Here is a 24,181-nt window from a genome sequence, read left to right on the forward strand (position 1 = left end):
AGTTGTCTTACATCCGCTTCTGCCAAATGAGAAGGCGGGTGAATAATGTCGTTGACTGACAAAATAAGTCAATAGGCATATTTCTTGTTGTGTATTTTATTAAAATTGCGCAATTGTCATTTGATGGTAATAATGTTTGGTCGGGTACCGTGAGTTGACCTAATCGAGGAAACAGACGCGTGGCGGAAAAAGAAGAGGTAGGCAGGCGTGAGCGCAAGAAGCTCATGTTGCGCGATGCCCTTATTTCAGCGGCTTATGAGCTTTTCGCTGAGAAGGGATTTGATGAAACGCGAGTCGAGGACATCACCGAAAAAGTGGATGTCTCCGCTCGTACATTTTTTCGATATTTCTCCTGCAAGGAGGATGTCGTTCTGGATTATCAAGAAGCGGAGCATCAGGAGTTCATCGCTGCGCTTGCTGAGCGTCCTCCCCACGAACCTGTTGTGACGGCCTTGAGGCATGCCGCTGTGGATGTCGTCAGGAGTTGTGAGAAGGGATCGTATGGTTTTGATGCGGATCGTTTCATGACGCTTCAGGAACTGTTGAGAAGTCACCCTCTGATTCGTGCAAAAACTCTGCAAAATGGGGTAAATCGTCGAGATTCGATTGTTGCCCTTATCGCCGGGAGAATGGGGGTGAATGCAGAGAATGACATTCGTCCGAGTGTCGTCGCATGGGCGTTGGACTACGCCCATACAGCGGCTCATGACCTCTGGAAAAAAAGATCCTCCTCTGCGCTCTACTCGGATGTGCTTGATGAGATTTTTGTCATCGTTGAGGAGGGGTTCAACTTTCCTGCTCTTCAAGTCAGATGATTTGCCCTGATTGAGAGGGCGCTTCAATCGTTCGCCGGGCTAGAGTTGAGTTCAAATCATTGCCAGCCTTGGCGGGCGGGTTTCACGGTTGGTCACCTGGAATCGGACCTTGCCTTGGCCCACTCTGAAAAGATTGGGCTTTTTCATGCCTGAACAATACCCCCGCATGTGCCCCCGCTCGCGTTCTCCCTTTGATTCTCGCTCCTCTGCAAACAGAAAATTCGATGTTAATCATCGGATTTTTACGGTTTTTCCATACTGACCAATGACGATAATCGTGGCTTCCAAACGGGGGGGTAATTGCTGATGTCGAACGCACAAAGCTATACAGCTACCGCGAAGTGGTTGCACTGGGGCATGGGGCTGATCTGGATTGTCGCTTGGCTGGTCGGGATCGTGGCGGTTCATTGGCGTGATGAGTTCAACCCTCAGCACCAGTTGACGTTTCTCCATAAGGCGATGGCCAGCGTGCTTCTTTTTCTTATCGTCCTGCGTATCGGCTGGCGTCTGACGCATGCTGCCCCCGCAATGCCCGCGACGATGAGTCCGCTGATGAAACGGGGGGCTTTCGCTGGCCATCTGTTGCTGTACTGCATCGCGCTGGTGGGGTTGCCGATGTCGGGCTGGTATTGGAGTTCGGTCGCAGATAAACCCATCCTGGTCGCTGGTTTGTTCCTGCTGCCAACGCTCGTCGAGCCTGATCAAAGCCTGTACGACCTGGCAAAGTCGATTCACACCTACACCGCCTGGCTATGCGGAGCACTGGTGGGTGGGCATATGGTCGTTGCGTTGAAGCATCACTTCATTGACAAAGATCGGGTTCTCGCCGGCATGCTGCCCGGCCGTGGTGACTGACCGTCCAGGTTCATCGCAGCGTTTGATCGTGCAGGTTCCGGAACGGCTCGAGCGACGTCAGCGGAGCATTGTCTCCACGTCCCCGAGCGTCACACGCGGGATCACGCTCTGCGGAATTTTTGAAGTATCAGATAAGTTGTAAACCATGAAGTCATCGCCCATGACTTTTTTGGACATCAACTCGAACGATGGAAGTATGCGGGTGTAATAGTGTTGGTCGAGCCCGCAGGGCGAGTTTACGGCGTCCATCGTTTCGTAAAAGCGCCCCGACTTTTCGTCCAGGTCCACGCCGACCAGGAAAACCTTGGAAAACCCGACGTGGAATGCCAGCTGTATGGCCAGATAGGCCACGGTTCGAGCATCAAAAAAACCTGCGCTCATGTCCTTGCTGAAGCCGATGGGTCTTTTCCGGAGGGGCAGCAAGGAATGCTCCACGACCAATGCGTCACGTCTCCCCAGCACAGCCTCAAGCCAGCTCGGTTTTTCGGCCTTGGATAACGGGTAGAGCTGCCCGCTGGGGCGAACGCGAGACGATTGCGCATGATCTTCCCACAGCGCCACCCTCTGGCTGACGGCCATCGCATAGTCGAATAAGGCGGGCTGCTGTTGGGAGAAACTTCTGTCAGAACAGGCATAAAAATAGGGTTTGACGTCGGTGTTCATGAACAGCGAAATCGCGCCATTCATGGTGATCATGGGCACGTGCGCAAACGTTTCGAGGGGAAACGATCTGGCTGACAGGCCGGAAGCAATGATAAAAACCGCGCCTGATTCGATACCCCGACAGCCAGCAAAATCGTGCAGGGGCAGCGGGCACCATGGCCCGGACGTATGGTCATTGGCAGGCGTGGACTCAAGGCGCGACAGCTGTTTCATTCGGCCTGCACCAGACAGTGAGTTTGAGGTAGGTGTATCACCAATATGAACACTGTTGATGGGGGCGGCGCATGAAGAATAATTTATAAGCCTGTTCTCACCCCCCAACCCTCTGCGCCATGCAGAGCTGAATCTTGTCCATGTTCTCAAGTGGGTGAATCGCCCACAGCTAATTCGTTTCCGCGTGTTACTTCCGCCCACCCATGGGGCATTTCCTGCGCTATTTGGTAGCAAGTTCCGGCGCAACAGGGTTCACGTCCCCGTCAGCTTTTTTCTTCTATTTCATCTGAATCAATCCCTTAGCCCGCATCTCGATCACTTGGCACGCATCCTGCTTTTTTGTATCCGTGGATAATTGGATACAAAAATTCAAAAGGTGCTGCCGATGCAATTTGCCCCCGCTTACGTTGACCGCCAGCCCCTCACCGCAGAGGAGGAGGCCTACAACTTTCTCCTCGATGCTATTTGCGGCGGCCGCTACCGCAAGGGCGACCGCCTGATCGCCGAAGACATCGCCACCGAGATCGGCATGAGCCGCATGCCGGTGCGCGAGGCGTTTCGCCGCCTGGATGCCCAGGGCCTGGTGACCCTGCGCCCCAACCGTGGCGCTATCGTCAGCGGCCTGGATATCGACGAACTGCACGAGGTTTTCGAAATGCGCAGCGCGCTCGAAGGCCTGGCGGTGCGCGTCGCCGTCGGCCGTATCGGCGAGCGTCAACTGGCGGCGCTGGAACGCATGCTCGACGCGATGGACGACTACCGCGACGAGAGTGCCGCCTGGGTCAGCCGGCACCGCGCGTTCCATGAATACCTGTGCAGCCTCAGCGGCCGCCCACGCTTGATGAAGCAGATTTCGGCGCTGTACTCGCTGGTCGAGGCGCCCATGCGCTTGTGGTTGCAGCACGGCGAAAAGCCCCTCAGCGCCCGCCAGGAACACGCCGTGATCCTCGATGCGATTCGCGCCGGTGACGCCGCCCGCGCCGAAGCCGTGGTGCGCGAACACATCGAAGGCACCGTGCCGGCACTGATCCAGTTCCTGCAAACCGAAAAATAAGAAAAACCTGCTGTGTTTTGACTTTAGTCCTGCCCCGTTATTCAACGAACTGGAGTGTCTGGTCATGCATAAATGCCGCGCCTTGCTGGTGGCTGTCTCCCTCGGTCTCTGCGCACAAGGGGCCGTTGCTGCGCCTCAAGTGCCGGATCGTCTGCAAAAAGTCGACAAACTGGTCTATTGCTCGGGGATGGATTCCCCGCCCTTGGTGTCCTTCGATGAAACCCAGAAACCGCGCGGGCTCACCGTCGACCTGGGCCTGGAAATCGCCAAGCGCCTGGGCGACAAGCAAGTGCAGTGGCGGGTGATCCCGTTCTCTGGCCTGGTGCCGGCGTTGCTCGCCCAGCAGTGCGACATGATCGTCGACCAGTTGTTCGACAAACCCGAGCGGCGCCAGGTGATCGACATCGTCAACTACATGTACTCCAGCCAGGCGGTGGTGGTGCCCAAGGGCAACCCCAAGGGCATCAAGACGCTGGATGACCTGTCCGCGCACAAAGTGGCGGTGCTCAACGGCTCCACCGTCAAGACCCTGCTCGATACCCACAATGAAAGCCTCACCAAGGCCGGCAAGCCACCGATGAAACTGGTGGTCTACAACACCGACACCGACGCGTTCCAGGCCCTGCGCATCAGCCAGGTCGACGCCTACGGCACCACCGTGGAAACCGCCGGTTACTACGCCGCAATGGCCCCGGACCTGTTCCAGGAAGGCGTGCCGGCGTTCAGTCGCATCCTCACCGGGCTTGGCATGCGCAAGGACGACCCGCAACTCACTGCCGCCGTGCAGCAGATCATCAGCGACATGCGCAGCGATGGCAGCTATGTGCAATTGCTCAACAAATGGCATGTCAGCAGCGACACACTCGACTGAGGTTCTACAACAATGAATTTCAATTGGGATGTGTTCTGGCAGTACCTGCTGCAGCCTAGTGGGGTTTACCTCACGGGGCTGTGGCTGACCTGCCTGATCAGCGTACTGGCGATGCTGCTGGGCTGCGCGCTGGGGCTGGCGGCGGCGCTGTTGCGCTTGTCGAAGAACCCGCTGTTGCATCTGCCGGTGCGTTTTTATGTGTGGCTGATGCGCGGCACGCCGCTGCTGGTACAGATCGTGTTTCTGTACACGGCACTGGCGGCGGGCGGGATTTTCCGCTTTGAGGATATCGAGCTGTTCGGCTTGATCGTCCCCGGCAATATCCAGGCGGCGATCATTGCCCTGGGCCTCAACGAAGGCGCGTATATGGCCGAGATCATCCGTGCCGGTATCGGTGCGGTAGACAAGGGCCAATATGAAGCCGGGCGCTCCCTGGGCATGGGCTTCGCCAAGTTGATGCGGCGCATCGTGCTGCCCCAGGCGTTCCGGGTGATCGTGCCGCCGCTGGGCAATGAGTTCAACGTGATGCTCAAGAACACCACCCTGGTCAGCGTGATCGGTGTGCAGGAGTTGCTGCTCAGCACCCAGATGATCACCTCGGCGACCTTCCGCGTGTTTGAGCTGTACCTGGTGGTCGCCCTGTATTTCCTGACGCTGACCACGCTCTGGGGCTTTTTCCAGCGCTGGCTCGAAACCCGCTTCAGCCAGTCCGACCGGCCTTCCGCGCCGCCACCGGCAGCCAGCCGTATGTTCGGGCGCAGCACCCTGAAACTGCTGAGGGGACGATAACCATGGCGCACCAAAGTGAAGAACTGATCATTGAAGCACTGGATATTCAGAAGTCGTTCGGCGAGTTGCAGATCCTCAAGGGCATCTCGCTGCAAGTACGGCGCGGCGAAGTGGTAGTGCTGATCGGCGCCTCGGGCTCCGGCAAGACCACCTTTATCCGCTGCATCAACCTGCTGGAAGACATCCAGGGCGGGCGCATCCGCGTCAACGGCCGCGCCATGGGCTATCGCGAGCGCAGCGACGGCAGCCTGGTGCGCGATTCGGAGCGCAACATCGCCCGCCAGCGTCGCGACATCGGCATGGTGTTCCAGCGCTTCAACCTGTTCCCCCATATGACGGCGTTGGAAAACATCATCGAAGCGCCGATCCAGGTCCTCGGCACACCACGTGCCGAAGCGCTGGAACAGGCCCGTGGCCTGTTGGCGCGGGTGGGCCTGGCGGACAAGGCCAGCCATTACCCGTCGATGCTCTCCGGCGGCCAGCAGCAACGGGTCGCCATCGCCCGCGCCCTGGCGATGAAACCCCAGGCCATGCTGTTCGACGAACCCACCAGCGCCCTCGACCCGGAAACCGTCGGCGAAGTGCTGCAGGTGATGAAAGAGCTGGCCGAGGAGGGCATGACCATGGTGGTGGTCACCCATGAAATGGGCTTTGCCCGTGAAGTGGCGGACCGCGTGGTGGTACTCGACCAGGGCGAACTCATCGAACAAGGGCCGCCGGAACAGATCTTCAGCCACCCCAGCCATCCGCGTACCCGGGCGTTTCTCAGCCGTGTGTTATGACTTTTTTTGAAGAGCCTTTGCCATGTTGAAATTTTCTGCTCACGAGTATCCCTATCCGTCGCAGCGCCAGAGCGTCTTTGCCCGTCGTGGCATGGTCGCCGCATCCCAGCCCCTGGCCGCCCAGGCCGGTATCGAGATCATGCAAAAGGGCGGCAACGCCATCGACGCGGCCATCGCCACGGCGGCGGCGCTCACGGTGGTGGAGCCCACCGGCTGCGGCCTGGGCGGCGATGCGTTTGCCTTGGTGTGGTGCAAGGGCCAGTTGCATGGCCTGAACGGCAACGGTCATGCGCCAGCCGCCCTGAGTATCGAGGCGGTCAAGTCCGCCGGGCACGACCGGATGCCGCTGTACGGCTGGACCCCAGTGACCGTGCCCGGCTGCCCATCGGCCTGGGCGGAGCTGTCGCAACGCTTCGGCAAGCTACCGTTTGCCGAGTTGCTGCAACCCGCCATCAGCCTGGCCCGCGAGGGTTTCCCGCTGTCACCGGTGGTTGCCCATCAATGGCAGATCTCCTTGAACGAATTCAGCCCGCACCGCGATGGAGTGCTGCAAGCCTGGTTCGACACGTTCCTCATCGATGGGCGCGCACCCCAAGCGGGCGAGATTTTCCGCAACCCGGCCCAGGCGCGCACCCTGGAAGAACTGGCCACCAGCCGTTGCGAAAGCCTGTATCGCGGTGACCTGGCCGCACGCCTGGACGCCCATTCACGGGCCACCGGTGGTTACCTGCGCGCCAGTGACCTCAAGGATTACCGCGCACAGTGGGTGGACCCGATCCACATCAATTATCGCGGTGTCGACGTCTGGGAAATCCCACCCAGCGGCCAGGGCCTGGTGGCGCTGATGGCGCTGAAAATCCTCGAAGGCTTCAGCTTCGATCACCGCGACAGCCAACAGACCTGGCATCGCCAATTGGAGGCCATGAAGCTCGCCTACAGCGACGGCCTGCACTACATCACCGACCCGCTGCACATGCGCGTGGCAGTGGCCGACCTGCTCAGCGACGACTACAGCGCGCGCCGCCGCACCCAGATCGGCGAACAGGCGCAGCCGCCCAAACCCGGTGACCCGCACGCCAGCGGTACGGTGTACCTGGCCACGGCAGACGCCGAAGGCAATATGGTCTCGTTCATCCAGAGCAACTACCACGGCTTCGGCTCCGGCGTGGTATTGCCCGACAGCGGCATCGCGCTGCAGAACCGTGGGCAGGAATTCAGCCTCGACCCGACCCACGCCAACTGCCTGGCAGCGGGCAAGAAAACCTTCCACACCATCATCCCCGGCTTCCTCACCAAGGACGGCCAGGCCCTTGGCCCGTTCGGCGTGATGGGCGGCTATATGCAGCCCCAGGGCCACGTGCAGATGGTGATGAACCTGGTGGACTTCGGCCTCAACCCCCAAGCTGCGTTGGATGCGCCGCGCTGGCAATGGCTGGGCGACATGAAGGTCGGCATCGAGCAGGGCGCCTCCCGGGACCTGGCCAATGCCCTGATCCGGCGTGGTCACCAGGTGCAGATCGCCAGCGACCTCACCGACTACGGCCGTGGGCAGATCATCCTGCGCGACCCGGTCAGCGGCGTGCTGTGCGGCGGCACCGAACCGCGTGCGGATTCGCATATCGCGGTATGGTAACCAGAGCAGGGCATGGCGCCGCCATTGCCCTGCCATTTTTGAAAAAAGTTGGTCGAAGCCTGTCCCCTTTTTTCACCTCGCCTGTCATTCCAGGCAAGTGAACAAAATCGAGAGCTTCTTCCAATGTCCGCCGTCCTCCCTTTGCGCTTGCGCCCGTTGCTCAAACTGAGCCTGATGCTGAGCCTCAGCGCCAGCCCGTTGTTCGTCCCCGTCAGCTATGCCGAAGACAGCGCCGCGCGCCGCAGCTACCAGGTGCCTGCCGGCAGCCTGAGCGCGGCGTTGACCCGTTTTGCCGGGCTGTCGGGGGTCAACCTGTCGGTGGACCCGGCGCTGGTCAGCGGGCGCAGCAGCAGTGGTTTATCCGGCGAATACGGTGTGGAAGAAGGCTTTGCCCGCTTGCTGCAAGGCTCCGGCCTGCAGTTGCAGCCCATGGGCGAGCAAGCGTACATGCTGGTGCCGATGCCGGAGGGCGGCAGCCTGGAACTGGCGCCCACGTCCATCCTCGGTACCACCGGCCTGTACGACGGCGACACCTACGCCGGTGGCCAGGTGGCGCGACGTGGTTCGCAAGGCTTGTTGGGCACCCGTGACTTCATGGAAACGCCGTTCAGCATGACCACCTACACCCAGGACGCGGTGAAAAACCAGCAGGCGCGCACCCTCGGCGACCTGATCGCCAGCGACCCGTCGGTACGCGCCACCAACCCGGCCGGTGGGCGTTACGAGCAGTTCACCATTCGCGGTTTCAGCCTGTTCAACAGTGATGTGTCATACAACGGCCTGTACGGCGTGCTACCGACCTACACCATCGACATGGAAATGGCCGACCGCGTCGACATCTTCAAAGGCCCCACCCAGTTGATCAACGGCATCTCGCCGCGCGGCAGCGTCGGCGGTGGGATCAACGTGGTGCCCAAGCGCGCCACCGACAAGGACATCACCTCGTTCACCGGCACCTGGGCCTCCGACAGCCAGGCCGGGGGCGCGGTGGATGTGGGCCGGCGCTTTGGCGAAGACAACAAGTTCGGCCTGCGCTTCAACGGCGTGAAGCAGTCCGGCGACACCGAATGGGACCACCAGAGCGTCGACCGTGAGATGGCCGTGCTGGGCCTGGATTTTCGCGGCGAGCGCCTGCGTCTTTCCACCGACATCGGCCGCACCGAACGCGACACCGATGCTCCGCAGGAGCGTGTACAGGTAGCGGCCGCCGCGCCGGTGCCCAGCGCCAACGATGTGCGCCGCAACTATGCGCAGTCCTGGAGCAAGGCCCGCACCAAGGACACCTTCGGTACGGTGAATGCCGAATATGACCTCAGCGATTCGGTGATGCTCTACGGCGGTGTCGGCGCGCGTAAAAGTAACCACGAGTTCCTGCGCCATGCGGTCTCGGTCAGCAACGCAGCCGGCGCGTTCACCGTCTCGCCGCGGGATTTCACCCGCGATGAAAACGTGCGCACCGCCACGGCCGGCGTGCGTAACTGGTTCCACACCGGGCCGGTGAGCCATGAGGTCAACCTGGCCGCCAGTTACTTCTATATGGACTTCACCAACGGCGGTGCGCGTTATGCCAACGCATCGAGCAACCTCTACAACCCCGTGCAAACCCCGACGCCGTCTGTGGCCACGCGCCAGGATGCGAAGGTGTATACCGAGAACAAGTTCAGCGGCGTGGCCTTGTCCGACACCCTGGGCTTTTTCGATGACCGCCTGCTGTTGACCCTCGGCGCGCGCTGGCAGCGAGTCATCGTGGACGACTGGAGCAACGGCATCAAAGGCGACACCAACTACGATGAAGAAAAGATCTCGCCTTCGGGCGGCCTGCTGTTCAAAGCCACCGACAAGCTGTCGCTGTACGCCAACTATATGGAAGGGTTGAGCCAGGGCAAGATCGCACCGTCTACGTCGCGCAACGAAGACCAGATCTTCCCGCCCTTTATCAGCCGCCAGGTGGAAGTCGGCGCCAAGTACGACGCGGGCGCCTTCGCCGTCACCGCCGCGGTGTTCCGCATCAAGCAACCGGCCTACGAGACCAACGCCACTTCGCAGCTGTTCGGCCCCAACGGCAAACGCCAGAACACCGGTGCGGAGCTGAGCGTGTTCGGCGAACCGCTCAAGGGCGTGCGCCTGCTCGGCGGTGTGATGTACATCGACAGCAAACTAAAGGACACCACCAATGGCGCCTGGGACGGCAACCGCGCGCCGGCCACGCCCAAGTACAACGTCAACCTCGGTGCCGAGTGGGACGTACCGACCCTCGAAGGCCTGACCCTGACCAGCCGTGGCATCCATTCCAGCTCCCAATACCTGGACCAGTCCAACGTCAAGGAAATCGACGCCTGGAACCGTATCGACGTCGGCGCCCGCTACGCCTTCAAGGTCGATGACAAACACATCACCCTGCGGGCAAATGTGGAGAACGTCGCCGACAAGCGCTATTGGAGTTCGGCCGGCGCGTCGGATGACAGCGAGCCGGGGCTGACCTTGTCGACCCCGCGCACCTACTTGCTGTCTGCCACCGTCGACTTCTAGACGCGGATTAAAAATGTGGGAGGGGGCCATAGGTATCTACACAATTTTCAGAGACTGGCGAGTTCCCCTGTGGCGAGCGGGCTTGCCCCGCGTTGGGCTGCGAAGCGGCCCCAATCAAGTCAAATGCGGTGTGTCAGGTACTCCTCAGCGAATGGTCTTGGGGCTGCTACGCAGCCCAACGCGGGGCAAGCCCGCTCGCCACAGGAGGCGAGGCGTTAGTTAATGAGAATGTTTTTTGATCACGCCGCCCCAATATGGAATAGTACCCGCCGTTTTCCCCAGCCCGTCCAGTTGGGGTGTTTTAACGCCGAGGTACCTCCATGCGATTGCTGCGCTCCATCCCCACCCTTGCCGCCTGCCTGCTGGCGTTCTCTTCCAGCCTGCTGAGCGCTGCCCCCATCGACCTCAATGACGGCCAGCACGCGGTGCATCTGCCCGGTGCGCCCAAGCGTGTGGTGGTGTTGGAGTTCTCTTTTCTCGACAGCCTCGCCGCCGTGGACGTCACCCCCGTCGGCGCCGCCGATGATGGCGACGCCAATCGCGTGCTGCCGCGTGTGCGTCAGGCCATCGGCCAGTGGAAATCCGTGGGCCTGCGCTCGCAACCGAGCATCGAGGAAATCGCGCGGCTCAAGCCGGACCTGATCGTGGCCGACCTCAACCGCCACCAGGCGCTGTACAGCGACTTGGCGAGTATTGCGCCAACCCTGTTGCTGCCGTCGCGTGGTGAGGATTATGAGGGCAGCCTCAAGTCCGCTGAGCTGATCGGCAAGGCCTTGGGCAAAAGCCCGCAGATGGAAGCCCGCATCGCACAAAACCGCGAAAACCTGAAGAAAATCGCCCAGCAGATCCCCGCCGGTGCCAGCGTGTTGTTCGGTGTCGCCCGTGAAGACAGCTTCTCCGTGCACGGCCCGGACTCCTACGCCGGCAGCGTGCTGCAAGCCATCGGCCTGAAAGTGCCGTCGGTGCGCGCCAACGCCGCGCCGACCGAATTCGTCAGCCTGGAACAACTGCTCGCCCTCGATCCAGGTTGGCTGCTGGTCGGCCATTACCGCCGCCCGAGCATCGTCGACAGCTGGAGCAAGCAGCCGCTGTGGCAAGTGTTGGGCGCGGTGCGCAACCAGCAGGTGGCCGAAGTGGACGGTGACAGCTGGGCGCGCAACCGTGGTGTGTTGGCCTCGGAGCAGATCGCCGAGGATGCCCTGGCGATCCTCAAGGGCGGCAAAGCCGTACAGAGTCAATAAGCATGGGCCGTGGTTTGGCCGCAGCCGGCATCGTGGTGCTGGGTGCCGTGTTGTTCTGGCTGTCGTTGTACAGCTGGTCGCCGTTCACCCTCACGGCGGCCGACGCCTGGAATGGCCTGGTGCATCAGGGCAGCGTGGGCGGCAATATGGCCTATATCGTCGCCCAGTTGCGCGTGCCGCGTGCGGTGTGCGCGGCATTGGTGGGCGCCTGCCTGGGCCTGGCCGGGGCGCTGATGCAGGGCATCACCCGCAACCGTCTGGCATCGCCGTCGCTGTTCGGCGTGACGGCAGGTGCGGCGTTGGGGCTCGCGTTGTTTTCCACCGGGTTGGTCGCACCGCCGTTTGCCGGCGGTGCCTTGCTGATGACCTGCCTGGGCGGCGCACTGGCCTGGATCACAGTGTTCAGCCTCGGTGGCGCCTGGTCGCCGGCCACGGCCCAAGGTCGCCTGGTGTTGGCCGGGGTGGCCGTCGCCGCGTTGTGTGCTGCCTTGACCCGGCTCACGGTGATCCTGGTCGAGGCCCAGGCGCAAAGCGTGCTCAATTGGCTGGCCGGTTCCCTGGCCAACGTCGGTGCGGCCCAGGTGCAATTGCTCTGGCCGTGCACCTTGATCGGCGGCCTGTGGGCGCTGTGGTGTGCGCCGCGCTTGAACCTGATCAACCTTGGCGAAGACGCCGCGCGCTCGTTGGGCGTTGGCATTGCCAGCCTGCGTTTGCAGGTGTTCGTCGCCAGCCTGTTGCTGGTGGGGGCGAGTGTCTGCGCGGTCGGGCCCATCGGCTTTGTCGGGTTGATCGCGCCGAATATCCTTCGCCAGTTTCTCGGTAATGACTACCGCTGGCTGATCCCACTCAGTGCCGCCTTGGGCGCAGTGATCGTGCTGGGCGCCGACCTGCTCAGCCGCGCCGTGGCGTTCCCGGTGGAAACCCCGGCCGGGGTGGTCACTGCCTTGATTGGTGCCCCGTTCTTCCTCTTTCTCGCCAGGCGCGCCCTATGACCCAGCCACGATTGCGCCTCTGGCTGCTGCTCGGTTTATTACTGCTGGCGACCTTCGTCAGCCTCAGCGCCGGCACCCTGTGGCTCACGCCCGAAACCGTGCTGGAGCGTCTGCTGGCCCATGACGCCCTCGACTTTGAAGTCTGGAACCACCGCCTGCCACGCAGCCTGATCGCGATCCTCGCCGGCTGCGCATTCGGCCTGGCCGGGGCGATTGTGCAGGGCGTGATTCGCAACCCGCTGGCCTCGCCGGAGATCCTCGGTGTGACCCAAGGTGCGGGGCTCGCGCTGACCGTGGCGATCATCAGCTGGCCGCACCTGCCGATTGCCTGGCTGCCGCTGGTGGCCTGCCTGGGCGGCGCCGGTGGTGCGTTGCTGTTGGCGCTGTACAACACCGGTGTGAGTTTTTCCGGCGTGCGTTTTGCGCTGTCCGGGGTGGCGATTGCGGTGACCTTGTCCAGCGTCACCGAGTTTCTGATCCTGTCCCACCCGCTGGACATCAACACCGCTTTGCTCGCGCTCACTGGCAGCCTGTGGAGCCGCAACTGGCACCATGTAGTGCTGGTGCTGCCGTTCCTGGTGTTGATCCCGCTGGGGCTGTGCCTGGCCAAACCGCTGAACCTGATCGCCCTCGGCGATGAGGCGGCCCACAGCCTGGGCACCGCACTGAACCGCACACGCTGGCTGGCGATGGCCTGCGCGGTGCTGCTCGCCAGCCTGGGCGTGGGCGTGATCGGGCCGATCGGCTTTATCGGCCTGGTCGCACCGCATATGGCACGGCGCCTGGTCGGTGGGCATCACCAGTACCTGCTGCCGGCGGCGATGCTGATCGGCGCGCTGTTACTGGTGCTGGCCGACACCCTCGGGCGCACGCTGATCGCGCCCAGCGAAATCCCCGCCGGGGTGCTTACGGCGGTGATTGGCGCCCCGTATTTTCTTTGGTTGCTGGCACGGTTCAAGGGCTGATGACATGAGTATTCTTCAAGCACGCGCGCTGGATATCGGCTACGGCGCCACACCCATCGTGCAGGGGCTGTCGTTCACGCCGCCGACGGGAAAAGTCACCGCGTTGATCGGCCCCAATGGCTGCGGCAAATCCACCTTGCTCAAGGCGTTTGCGCGCATCCTCAAGCCCACGCAAGGTGAGCTGAGCCTGGATGGCCAGGCCTACGCCAGCCTGTCCGCCCGCCAACTGGCCCGGCACATTGCATTCCTGCCCCAAGTGCTGCCGGTGCCCGAAGGCGTCAGCGTGCGCCAGTTGGTCGCCTACGGCCGCAGCCCGCACAACTCGCTGTGGGGACGCCTGAGCGGCAATGACCAGGCCCATGTGACCCAAGCCATGCAACGCCTGGAGCTCGACAACCTGGCCGACCGCGCCCTGGCGGACCTGTCCGGCGGCCAGCGTCAACGCGCCTGGCTGGCCATGGTCCTGGCACAGAACGCCCCCGTGGTGCTGCTCGACGAACCCACCACCTACCTCGACATCAGCCACCAGGTCGAACTGCTCGATCTGATGGGCGAACTGGCCGCCGAAGGCAAGACCGTGATTACCGTGCTCCACGACATCAACCAGGCCTGCCGCTACGCCGACCATTTGGCGGTGATGCACGCCGGCAAGCTGGTCGCCGATGGCACGCCGGCGCAGGTGATCAGTGCCGAGTTGATGCGCCAGGTGTTTGAGGTGCAGGTGCAGATCATGCGCGAACCGGTGGCAGGCACGCCGATGTGCCTGGTCGAAAAAAGCACCCGAGCCCAAGCCTGACGCGATCAAAAAATGTGGGAGGGGGCTTGCTCCCGATAGCAGTGGGTCAGTCAATGCATGAGGTGACTGACACACCGCTATCGGGAGCAAGCCCCCTCCCACATTAGGATCTCAGTTGGCTTCAGATTTCCACGCAGCCTTCTTGACCTCAATGGCCTTGGGCAACAACCGATTCTGGAAAAACAGATCCGCCGTCGCCTGCTGCGCCTCAATAATCTTGTCATCAATCGGCAAAATCGGCGAAGGCGGGCGGTTGTCCATGTAGCGTGCAACCACGTCGGCGGGCAGGCCCATGAAGTCGGTCAGTACGTTCAGGCTGTCTTCGCGCTGGCTGCGGGTGAGGGCTTCGGCGGCGGTGAGTTCGTCGAGCAGGTCATGGATAAACGCCCCGTTGTCCCGCGCATACTCGCGCCGGGCGGTGTACACCGGACCCGACAAACCCAAGCCTTCGCCATTGGCCAGCACATGGCTGGGGCTCTGGCTCAAGGCGAGTGACGAGTAGGGTTCCCAAATCGCCCAGGCATCGACGCTGCCTTGTTCGAACGCCGCTCGCGCATCGGCCGGGGGCAGGTACACCGGTTGGATGTCCTTGTAGCTCAGGCCGGCGTTGTTCAGCGCGCGCAGGATCAGGTTGTGGGAGCTGGAACCCTTCTGGAACGCCACTTTCTTACCCTTGAGGTCCGCGACCGAATGCAGCGGGCTATCGTTGCGCACCAGGAGAGTCTCGGCGCTGGGCTTGGGCGGTTCGGCGCCGATGTAGACCAGGTCGGCCCCGGCGGCTTGGGCGAACAGCGGCGGGATGTCGCCGGTGGAACCCACGTCCAGTGCCCCCACGTTCAGCGCTTCAAGCATCTGCGGGCCGGCGGGGAACTCGATCCACTTCACCTGCGTCTTCGGGAAACGCTTTTCCAGCAAGTCATGTTGCTTGGCGAGTACCAGGGCGATGGAACCCTTTTGGTAGCCGATACGCAGGGCGGCGGGGTCGGCGGCCAGTGCGGTTTGCGTCACGGCCAGCAGGGCCAGGATCAGTGCGGGGATTTTCATGCTCTAGCCTCTGTAAAACGATGGGCCGGGCGCGCCAGGCCGAGGTTTTCGCGCAAGGTGGAACCGCTGTATTCAGTGCGAAACAGGCCGCGCCGCTGCAACTCGGGTACCACCCATTGCGCGAAGTCTTCCAACCCACCCGGCAAGTGCGGCACCAGGATATTGAAGCCATCGGCCGCGCCGTTTTCGAACCAGTTTTGCAGCTCATCGGCAATCTGCGTAGGCGTGCCGATCAGGCTGTAATGCCCCCGGCCACCGGCAATTCGCCGACCCAGTTGCGCGAGGGTCAGTTGCTCACGGCTGGCCAAGTCACTCAGCAGTTGCTGGCGACTGCGTTGCCCGCTGTCGGTCAACGGCAGCTCCGGCAACGGCCCGTCCAGCGGATAGCCGGACAGGTCGAAATTGCCCAGCATGCGCCCCAGCAACGCGACACCCACCTGCGGTTCAACCAGCGCCTGGAATGCCTCGAATTTGGCCTGGGCCTCGGCCTCCGTCGCCCCGACCACCACAAACACGCCGGGCATGATTTTCAGCGAATCCGGCCCGCGCCCGTACAGGCTCAGGCGGCCCTTGAGGTCGGCATAAAACGCCTGGGCATTGGCCAGCGAGGTCTGTGCGGTAAACACCACCTCGGCGGTCTGCGCCGCCAGCTCACGGCCGGCTTCGGACGAGCCGGCCTGCACGATCACCGGCTGGCCCTGGGGCGAGCGCGCCACATTCAGCGGGCCCTTGACCCGGAAGTGTTCGCCCACATGGTCCAGCACATGCAGCTTCGCCGGGTCGTAATAGTTGCCGCTGGCCTTGTCGCGCACAAAGGCATCGTCTTCCCAGCTGTCCCACAGCCCGGTCACCACTTGATGAAACTCCTTGGCGCGGCTGTAGCGTTCGCCATGGCCGAGGTGTTCGTCGCGGCCAAAATTCTGCGCTTCGGCGGCGTTGTCCGAGGTCACCAGGTTCCAGCCCGCGCGGCCGCCGGACAGGTGATCCAGCGAGGCGAACTTGCGCGCCACATGATAGGGCTCGTTGTAGCTGGTGGTCGCCGTGGCGATCAGGCCGATGTTATCGGTCACCGCACTCAGCGCCGAGAGCAGGGTGAGCGGCTCGAAATGATCCGAGCGCGCCATATGGCTGGCGATCTCACCGGTGGCGGCGGCGATGCTGTCGGCCACGAACAGCGCATCGAACTTCGCCGCTTCGGCCACCCGCGCCAGGTGTTTGTACTGGGCGAAATCCAGCCCGGCATCCGCCGGCACGTCCGGGTGGCGCCAGGCGGCGACATGGTGCCCGGTGGCCATGAGAAAGGCGCCGAGTTTCAGTTGACGGCTCATGCTAGAAATCCTTGCGCAGTTGCACGCCGAAGTAACGCTCATCGTCACGGGGTACGGCGCGGTAGATGTAGTTGCCGCCACTGGCCAGCAGCGGTGAGTAGGACTTGTCGGCGAGGTTCTTGGCCAGCAACGCCACGCGCCAGCCGTTGGTGTAGTCGGCCAGGGCCACGCTGGCGTTCCAGATGCCATAGGCGCCTTGCTTGGTGTCGACGTTCTGACTGATGTCGTACTGCACTTCGCTCTGCCAGCTGTAGTCGGTGCCCAGTTCGATGTCCAGGCCGTTATCCAGCGGGATCGTGTAGTCGGCGCGCACGTAGCTTTTCCAGTCCGGGCTGAAGGGCAGTGGCTTGCCATTCACGTTGCACGTCGCTGCTGCGCCCGCCGGGCAGGCGAACTCATCGATGCGCGCACGGGTGTAGGCCAGGGCGCCGGAGAGCTTGAGTTGCTGGGTGGCCTGCAGGGCGTAATCCAGCTCGACGCCTTCGGTGCTGACGCTGCCGGCGTTGATCAGGCGAGTCACGACCTGGCCGGCGACGGTGTCGAAAAAGTTCGCCTGGTAGTTGTCGTAATCGCTGTGGAATACCGCCAGGTTGGTGGTCAGGCGGTTGTTCCAGGCGGTGGCCTTGATCCCGGCTTCCCAGGTGTTGGAGGTTTCCGGCTTGAGCGCATCGGTGTCGCGCGGTTGCATATTGAAGAACACGTTGTAGGCCGGGCCCTTGTAGCCGCGCGAGTAGGTCAGGTAGCTGGTGACGCTGTCGCTGATGTCGTACTGCACCCCGAGGCGACCGGACCAGCCGTCTTCGTCCACCGATCCGGAGCTGGAGGTGGCCGGTTGAATCCCGCTGACCGTAGTGGCCGAGGTGGAGACGCGACGGTGATCGTATTTCAGGTCATCGTGGGTGTAGCGCAGACCGGCGATGCCACGAAAGCGCGAGGTGAAATTCAGCGTGGTCTCGCCGAACACCGCGTAGCTGTCGCTGGTGGTGCTGTAGTCGGCGATGCCACGGTCGGTGCGCGTGGTGGTCGTGAGCGTGCGCTGATAGGTTTCCTCGTCCTTGCCGTGCATGTAGAACAGGCCGCCGACGTATTCCAGGAACTCACCCTTGGGCGAGGCCAGGCGCAGTTCCTGGGAGTATTGGTCGAAGGCCAGCTCGCCCTTGTCGGCGGTGCCGGGGAAGGCGGCGGTCACTGTGCCGAGGCGGTCGCCGTCCTGGTACTGGGTGTTGTCCCAGCCGCGCCAGGCGGTGATCGAGGTCAGGGTGTAGTCACCGAGGTTCCAGTCCAACTGAGCGGATAAACCTTTGTTGGTGTCTTCGACATGGCTGCGCGTATCGGTGTTGATGTCGCGGTTGTCGCTGGAGGCGCGCACCGGGCTCAAGGCATTGGTGAAGGCCGGGCTCAGGGACTTGCTGACCACGCCATTCGGCGCGTCGTCGTGGGACTGCATGTAGTCGGCGATCAGGGTCAGTTTCACCTCATCGTTGGGGGTGAATTCCAGCTTGCCGCGGATGCCCTTGTGGTTGTAGCCGTTGACCTCCTGGCCGTTGTGCTGGTTATCGACGTTACCGTCGTAGCTGCCGAACAGCGTGCTGATCGAGCCTTTGAGCACATCCGGCACCAGGCTGCCGCCGATGCCGAAACGGGTACGGCTTTCATTGCCGCTGTAGTACGCCTGGTCGATATAGCCGTGGGTCTCGGCGGTGGGCGCCTTGCTGGTGATGTTGAGTACGCCGGCCGAGGCGTTCTTGCCGAACAAGGTGCCTTGCGGGCCGCGCAGCACTTCGATGCGTTCCAGGTCCAGCAGGTCGAGGGTGGCCTGGCCGGGGCGCGCGTAGACCACGCCGTCGATCACCGTGGCCACCGTCGGCTCCACGCCAGGAGAGGTGGAAATGGTGCCCACGCCGCGCACGAACAGCGAGGTGTCCTTGTTCGAGGCGCCGGTGCGGAAGTTCAGCGACGGCACTTGCTGGGCAATGCTTGCGACGCCGTTGCGGTTGTCGCGCTCCAGTTGTTCGCCGTCCAGCACCGAAACCGCCACCGGGACTTTTTGCAGTGACTCTTCACGCCGGGTGGCGGTGACCGTCACCGCTTTGAGCGTGGGCTCCTGTTCGTCAGCGGCAAAGGCGCCGGGCACGGGGAGGGCGGTCAGACCGGCGAGAAGGAATAAGTGCGTGTGCCTGTGCATGGTGTGTTCGCTCGAAAAAATGCCCTGAACCGCTGCGGTTCTTGCGACCGTCAGCGCCTGTGAAAACTGTCGTGGGCATTCGCTTGAGCGAGTAGCAGACAGCGCGCTTTGTTAGCGCTAACATCGGCATTATTGGTAGCTCGGGTTTAGAGCGTCAAAGACTTAAAAATTATTCCTATATTCTTTTTGGTTGTTAGCAGGATGATCCCGTGAGCGAAGAGAAACCGCGCAAGCGCCGTGGCGCCGGGCGCGTCACCTTGAACACTGTGGCCCGCCAGGCCGGGGTGTCGGCCATCACCGTGTCGCGCTATTTCAACCAGCCGGAGCAGGTCTCGCCCGAGCGTCGCGAGCGCATCGCCGAGGTGGTGGCCGAGCTGGGTTATGTGCCCAACCTGGTGGCCGGCGGGCTGGCGTCGGCGCGGGGGCGGATCGTGGCGATGGTGATCCCGAACATCTCGGGGCCGATCTTTGCCAACACGATCCAGGGCTTCAGCGACACCCTCAGCCGTCACGGTTATCAGCTGTTGCTGGCATCCAGCTACTTCAGCGCCGAGCAGGAAGAAAGCGCGGTGCGCGCGTTCCTCGGCTGGTCGCCGGCGGCGCTGGTGCTGACCAGCCGCTTCCACAGCGCGGGCACCGACAAGATGATCGCCGACGCCGATATTCCGGTGGTGGAAACCTGGGACTACGTGCCCGAACGCGCGCCGGTGCAGATCGGTTTTTCCCACTACGATGTCGGCGTCACGGCCGCGCGCTACCTGCATGGCAAGGGCTATCGGCGCATTGCCTTCGTGCAGAACAGCGCTACGGGCGACTTCAGCGCGCTGGAGCGGGGTGATGGGTTTGCCGCGACCCTGATCGAACTGGGTGTACAGCCCCGGGTCTTCGTCCCGGACGCCGACAGCGCGCCCTTCGAAGCCGGCAAGCAGGCGATGGAAGCCTTGATGAGCCACGCCACCCCGCCCGACGCGATCTTCTTCGCCAATGACAACCTCGCCGCCGGTGGTTTGCTGGCGGGGCAGCGCGCCGGGCTGAAGATCCCACAGGACTGCGCCGTGCTCGGGTTTGGCGATTATCCGTTTGCCGAAATGCTGTTGCCGAGCCTCAGCACCATCAAGCCGCCCGCCTTGGAAATCGGTGTGCTGGCGGCCACGCGGGTGCTGGAAAGCCTCGGGGTCGTGCCGGTGGAGGATGAAGTCCAGCGTTTGAACCTGTTGGACTGCCGCCTGATCGAACGGGAAAGCGCCTGAGCTTTATTTGCGGCCCAGGGGCAATTTGGATACGGTGCAAGCCTGCCCACAAGGATGTCCCCATGACCGAGCTCGCCCCCAAGACCCGCCGCGCCCCCAAAGGTGAAAAACGCCGCGAAGAGCTGCTGGACGCGGCCTTGCAGGTGTTTTCCCTGGAAGGTTACAGCGGTGCGTCAGTGGCCAAGGTGGCGGCCATTGTCGGTATTTCCGTGGCCGGTGTGCTGCATCACTTCCCCAGCAAAATTTCACTATTGATGGGCGTGCTGCAACGTCGCGATGAGGTCAATCAACGAATCGCCGATGAAGTACGCGCCGAAAAGTCCCTGAGCGGATTGCTCGGCAGCCTGCGCGCGATCAACCGTTCGAACGCCACCGCGCCGGGGGTGGTGCGGGCGTTTACCATTTTGAATGCCGAAAGTCTGCTCGACACCCAGCCGGCGTGGGCGTGGTTCCAGGAGCGTTATGCGGGGATCCAGCGGCGCTTGCAGGGGCAGTTTGCCGACCTGGTCGCAGCGGGGGAGGTGCGCAGCGATGTGGACATCGCCGGGCTGGTGGAAGAAATCCTGGCCATGATGGATGGCCTGCAGATCCAGTGGCTGCGCTTTCCGGAGCAGGTGGACCTGGTGGCGCGGTTTGACAGCTACATCGCGCGGGTCGAGGCAGCCATCAGAACCTGAGTTGAACACTGTCAACATGTGGGAGGGGCGGTGCGACGATTCGACTTGCCCCCGATGGCGGTCTCTGGGCCGGCCATGTGCTGGGGTTGGAATGAGTACATATCCGTTGCTGCGGTAACGGCTGCCTATGGTTCCGCTCTTACAGCGGGTCACTTTTGGAAGAGCGCCAAAAGTAACCAAAAACGCTTCGCCCCACCACTCGGCACCTCGCCCAGGCTCGGTGTGCCCGTAATCCGACAGTGATGTGGGGGGCCGCCGCCACGCGCCATCCATGGCGCGGGGCGGCTAAACCGGCATCCCTGCCGGTTTACCCCCCAAATCACTATCGAATTCCGGCCAGCGTGGTTAACGGGGCGCCTGAGATCAAGATCAAGATCAAAAGAAAGATCAAGATCAAGGGCGGCTCGCTTCGCATCGTGGTTAGCGTTGGCTGCTACACAGTTGTGTAGATACCCATGCTCATCGGGGGCAAGCCCCCTCCCACAGGGATCAGTTGCCGGTGGCACTGCCCTGGCTGCTGTCATCGCTCATGTCATAGCCATCACCGTCGCTGGTGCCGCTGTCGCCTTCATTTTGATGCAGCACACCGCCGGTCTTCACCGTCGATTCACGCAGCGTCGAGTTGAGCGCCGAGCGCGGCAGCGGGTTGCTGGTGGTGGTCGACAGTTCCTGGCGGAACGGGTTGACCAGCTTGGCGTTCAGGCGAATATCCTGGGACGACGCGCCCACCGACAGGTTGAAGCTGTCGGCATCCACCACCCATTGCTTGCTCGCTACGTCGTAGTAGGCCAGCGAGCGATCGTTGAGCTCGATGGTCACGCGCTTGCTCTCGCCCGGCTTGAGGAACACCTTCTTGTAGCCCTTGAGTTCCTTGATCGCGCGTTCGACTTTCGGGTTGTTCTGGCCCACGTACAACTCGGCCACTTCGGCACCCGCGACCTTGCCGGTGTTGGCCAGGTCGAACGACACCTTGATCGGCGCACCGGCCACCGCCACCCCAGGGGTCACGCTGATGTTGCTGTAGCCGAAGGTGGTGTACGACAAGCCGTAGCCGAACGGGTAGAGCGGCTTGATGCCCTTTTTCTCGTAGCCGCGATAGCCCAGGAACAGGTCGTCCTTGTAGCTCATCTCGGCCAGGGTTTCCTGGTTGTCGAACTTGGGGAAGGTCGCGTAGATCGGGTTGTCTTCGATGTTGCGCTCGATGCTGATCGGCAGCTTGGCCGACGGGTTGACCTTGCCCAGCAGGATCTCCGCCAAGGCCTGGCCGCCGTTCTGCCCAGGGTAGAATGCATGCAGCGCGGCCGGTACCTGGTCGATCCAGTCGCTCATCTTCAAGCCGGTGCCGCCGTGCAGGGTGACCACGGTATTCGGGTTGACCTTGGCGATGCTCTGGATCAGCAGGTTCTGGTACTCGGGCAGGTCGAAGCTGTGGTCGAAGCCTTCGCCTTCGTATTCATTGCTGTTACCGGCCGCGACCAATACCGCGTCGTACTGGGCCAGGTCCTGCGGCGCTACCAGCGAGGCCCAGCTCATCTGCACGCCGACCAGGCCGCCCATGGTCGAGAGGTAGCCGTTGCGGCGCGAGTATTCCAGCTTGATGTCGACCGGTTTACCGGCTTCCAGGTTGACCTTGGCAAACACCGGGATGGTCGGCGGAATGCTGTTGTTCGGCAGCGGTTTGCCGTCGCCGTTGTCGAGGACTTTCTTGCCGTTGACGTAGAGGCGCACGGCGCCGTCGGCACGCACCTTGAACACCTGCTCGCCGCTGACCGTCGGGGTGATCTGGCCGCTGTAGCGAATCGAGGTGGCGGCGGTATCGCCGTTCACGGGTAGGCTGTCGGTGGACCAGTCCAGGTCGACATGGGTGTCGGTGCGGCTGGCGGCCGGGTCGCCGGACCAGTTGGTGTTGCTGAAGAACTCGGTCTTCAAGCCTTTGACGCTGTTGCCATTGCTGTCGGCATGGGTCCAGGTCGAGGTGGCCGGGTCCAGGGACAGCCCGTCGATAAACTCGACCTTGGCGCCTGGCGCCAGTTGTTGCAGGCCGCTCAGCTCACTGATGTAGTTGGCGGCCATGACGTTGGCGCTGCCAAAACCGGTAGGCGGCGCGTACTTGGCCAGGGCGCCGACCACGGCGATGCGCTTGACCTTCTTGGCGTCCAGCGGCAGCAGGCTGTTCTGGTTTTTCAGCAGCACGATGCCTTCGCGGGCGGCGTTCAGGGCCACGCGGTTGCTGGTGGCGCTGTTCATGTTGTGGCTGGTCAGCGGCGCCTTGCTGTCGAACTTGTACAGGTAGATCTGCTTGAGGATGCGGCGCACCTTGTCATCGATGGTCGCGCTGCTCAGCTCGCCGCTGTCCAGGTACGGCTTGAGGATGGTGCTGTTCATCTGGTAGCCCATCATGTCCAGGTCGGTACCCGCCTGGGCCGCCGGCAAACCGTCGACCACCGCGTTGTAGTCGCTCTGCACGAAGCCCGGGTAGCCCCATTCGGTCTTGAGGATGTCACGCATCAGGTGCTTGTTCTGGCACGCGAACTCGCCGTTCACCTTCTGGAACGCGCACATCATCATCGCGACTTTGCTGTTCTTCGAGGCGGACTCGAACGGCGGCAGGGTCATCTCGCGCAGCACGCGCTCACTGATGATTTCATTGAGGTGGAAGCGGTTGCTTTCCTGGTCGTTGGCGGCGAAATGCTTGGCGTTGGCCCACACGCCACGGGACTGAATGCCGTTGATCACGGCCGGCGCCAGGCTGGCGCCGAGGAACGGGTCTTCACCGGACAAGTACTCGAACGCCCGGCCGCTGTACGGCATGCGGTACAGGTTCACGCCGGGGCCGGTGACGAACTGATAACCGCCACTGGCGGTGTCATAGCCCAGGGCACGGCCCAGGTCGATGGCGCGACGCGGGTTCCAGCTGGCGGCCAGGTTCGGTCCCGACGGGTAGACCACGCCCTGCGCGTTGCCTTCGCTGGTGTAGCGCACGCCCACGCCGCCATCAGCGCCGTGAATCTGCGGGATGCCGTACTGGGTCAGTGGCTTGACGTCCCAACCACCGGTGCCGCCGATGTAGGCGAGTTTTTCTTCCATGGTCATCTTCGCCAGGGTCTTGTCCGCGGCTTTTTCCGCGCGGCTTACCCGACCTTCATCCAGGGCCGGGCTGGTGGCCGCATGCACCTGGGACACGGCCAGTGCCAGCAGGGCGAAGGCCGACTGTGCACCGATCATTTTGCGTTTATTCATGGGTCTCTCCGACAACAGTTCAGTAAACATGGGGCGCCGAGAAGTGCGTATTGCACTGCACCTCGTCACTTTTTTCTGGGCAATAGTTGCCCGTGATCGCAATTTTTAACCGATGGCTAATTGCAACTATTTGGCGAATTTCGCAGTTTTATAAGTGTAATAATTGTATTAGTTATTGTTGTGGATAGTGTCTAAGCGATATCACGAGATGGCATTTTGAACCGCAAAAACCGCATAATTAAGGCAATTCTTGCGCTTG

The 24,181-nt window shown here is 62.3% G+C and carries 19 protein-coding genes; 14 read left to right on the top strand and 5 right to left on the bottom strand.

Translation table 11 applies throughout. The features are described from left to right. The first annotated feature begins 179 nt into the window (after positions 1 to 179). Together AD670_RS05660 and AD670_RS05665 are read left to right on the top strand one after the other, a co-directional pair. Positions 180 to 815: a TetR family transcriptional regulator gene (locus AD670_RS05660; RefSeq protein WP_053129045.1), complete on the top strand. Its 636-nt coding sequence runs from the start codon at positions 180 to 182 to the stop codon at positions 813 to 815. Between the two features lie 306 nt (positions 816 to 1,121). Beyond that, positions 1,122 to 1,670, top strand: a complete 549-nt coding sequence (locus AD670_RS05665; RefSeq protein ID WP_053129141.1) for a cytochrome b — start codon at positions 1,122 to 1,124, stop codon at positions 1,668 to 1,670. Between the two features lie 57 nt (positions 1,671 to 1,727). Here AD670_RS05665 and AD670_RS05670 read toward each other — a convergent pair whose 3' ends face one another. Further along, a complete protein-coding gene (locus AD670_RS05670) occupies positions 1,728 to 2,546 on the bottom strand; it encodes a lipopolysaccharide biosynthesis protein (protein WP_172681447.1) in 819 nt (272 codons plus the stop codon). A 385-nt stretch (positions 2,547 to 2,931) separates the two neighbouring features. On the opposite strand from AD670_RS05670, the gene AD670_RS05675 reads away from it, so the two are divergent. The 10 genes from AD670_RS05675 to fecE all read left to right on the top strand — a co-directional run bounded on the left by AD670_RS05675 (position 2,932) and on the right by fecE (position 14,198). Further along, complete coding sequence (locus tag AD670_RS05675; RefSeq protein ID WP_053129047.1) at positions 2,932 to 3,600, top strand: GntR family transcriptional regulator; 669 nt, start codon at positions 2,932 to 2,934, stop codon at positions 3,598 to 3,600. 64 nt (positions 3,601 to 3,664) lie between these two features. Next, a complete protein-coding gene (locus AD670_RS05680; RefSeq protein WP_053129050.1) occupies positions 3,665 to 4,471 on the top strand; it encodes an ABC transporter substrate-binding protein in 807 nt (268 codons plus the stop codon). Between the two features lie 12 nt (positions 4,472 to 4,483). Beyond that, positions 4,484 to 5,260 carry an amino acid ABC transporter permease gene (locus AD670_RS05685; RefSeq protein ID WP_015884889.1) on the top strand — a complete coding sequence of 259 codons (777 nt, stop codon included), beginning with the start codon at positions 4,484 to 4,486 and terminating at the stop codon, positions 5,258 to 5,260. A 2-nt stretch (positions 5,261 to 5,262) separates the two neighbouring features. Next, a complete protein-coding gene (locus AD670_RS05690) occupies positions 5,263 to 6,042 on the top strand; it encodes an amino acid ABC transporter ATP-binding protein (RefSeq protein ID WP_053129053.1) in 780 nt (259 codons plus the stop codon). Positions 6,043 to 6,064: 22 nt separating this feature from the next. Beyond that, positions 6,065 to 7,675, top strand: coding sequence for a gamma-glutamyltransferase family protein (locus tag AD670_RS05695; protein ID WP_053129057.1), 1,611 nt, complete (start codon positions 6,065 to 6,067; stop codon positions 7,673 to 7,675). Positions 7,676 to 7,798: 123 nt separating this feature from the next. Further along, positions 7,799 to 10,204 (top strand): TonB-dependent receptor, encoded by a 2,406-nt coding sequence (locus tag AD670_RS05700; protein WP_053129060.1) that lies wholly within the window; start codon positions 7,799 to 7,801, stop codon positions 10,202 to 10,204. A 320-nt stretch (positions 10,205 to 10,524) separates the two neighbouring features. Next, the gene (locus tag AD670_RS05705) at positions 10,525 to 11,445 is read left to right on the top strand and encodes a Fe(3+) dicitrate ABC transporter substrate-binding protein (RefSeq protein ID WP_053129063.1); all 921 of its coding nucleotides are present in this window, start codon (positions 10,525 to 10,527) and stop codon (positions 11,443 to 11,445) included. A 2-nt stretch (positions 11,446 to 11,447) separates the two neighbouring features. Next, positions 11,448 to 12,437, top strand: coding sequence for an iron-dicitrate ABC transporter permease FecC (gene fecC / locus AD670_RS05710; RefSeq protein WP_053129066.1), 990 nt, complete (start codon positions 11,448 to 11,450; stop codon positions 12,435 to 12,437). Then, positions 12,434 to 13,402 (top strand): iron chelate uptake ABC transporter family permease subunit, encoded by a 969-nt coding sequence (locus AD670_RS05715; protein WP_053129069.1) that lies wholly within the window; start codon positions 12,434 to 12,436, stop codon positions 13,400 to 13,402. Before fecC ends, AD670_RS05715 begins: the two co-directional genes overlap by 4 nt. A 4-nt stretch (positions 13,403 to 13,406) precedes the next feature. Further along, complete coding sequence (fecE, locus tag AD670_RS05720) at positions 13,407 to 14,198, top strand: Fe(3+) dicitrate ABC transporter ATP-binding protein FecE (RefSeq protein ID WP_053129072.1); 792 nt, start codon at positions 13,407 to 13,409, stop codon at positions 14,196 to 14,198. 111 nt (positions 14,199 to 14,309) lie between these two features. Here fecE and AD670_RS05725 read toward each other — a convergent pair whose 3' ends face one another. The 3 genes from AD670_RS05725 to AD670_RS05735 are packed head-to-tail and all read right to left on the bottom strand — an operon-like array spanning position 14,310 to position 18,755. Then, positions 14,310 to 15,242, bottom strand: a complete 933-nt coding sequence (locus AD670_RS05725; protein WP_053129075.1) for a sulfonate ABC transporter substrate-binding protein — start codon at positions 15,240 to 15,242, stop codon at positions 14,310 to 14,312. Beyond that, a complete protein-coding gene (locus AD670_RS05730; RefSeq protein WP_053129078.1) occupies positions 15,239 to 16,570 on the bottom strand; it encodes an LLM class flavin-dependent oxidoreductase in 1,332 nt (443 codons plus the stop codon). Before AD670_RS05730 ends, AD670_RS05725 begins: the two co-directional genes overlap by 4 nt. 1 nt (position 16,571) lies before the next feature. Further along, positions 16,572 to 18,755, bottom strand: coding sequence for a TonB-dependent receptor (locus tag AD670_RS05735; protein WP_053129081.1), 2,184 nt, complete (start codon positions 18,753 to 18,755; stop codon positions 16,572 to 16,574). 209 nt (positions 18,756 to 18,964) lie between these two features. Between AD670_RS05735 and AD670_RS05740 the strand changes: the two genes are divergently transcribed. Together AD670_RS05740 and AD670_RS05745 are read left to right on the top strand one after the other, a co-directional pair. Next, positions 18,965 to 20,005: a LacI family DNA-binding transcriptional regulator gene (locus AD670_RS05740; protein WP_053129084.1), complete on the top strand. Its 1,041-nt coding sequence runs from the start codon at positions 18,965 to 18,967 to the stop codon at positions 20,003 to 20,005. 62 nt (positions 20,006 to 20,067) lie between these two features. Beyond that, positions 20,068 to 20,682, top strand: a complete 615-nt coding sequence (locus AD670_RS05745) for a TetR/AcrR family transcriptional regulator (RefSeq protein WP_053129086.1) — start codon at positions 20,068 to 20,070, stop codon at positions 20,680 to 20,682. 489 nt (positions 20,683 to 21,171) lie between these two features. On the opposite strand, the gene AD670_RS05750 is transcribed toward AD670_RS05745, so the two are convergent. Further along, positions 21,172 to 23,922, bottom strand: a complete 2,751-nt coding sequence (locus tag AD670_RS05750) for a glycoside hydrolase family 3 protein (RefSeq protein ID WP_053129089.1) — start codon at positions 23,920 to 23,922, stop codon at positions 21,172 to 21,174. Positions 23,923 to 24,181 lie beyond the last annotated feature (259 nt).

Origin of the sequence: Pseudomonas sp. MIACH (genome assembly GCF_001269925.1) — a bacterium.
In the GTDB taxonomy this organism is placed as follows: Bacteria; Pseudomonadota; Gammaproteobacteria; order Pseudomonadales; family Pseudomonadaceae; genus Aquipseudomonas.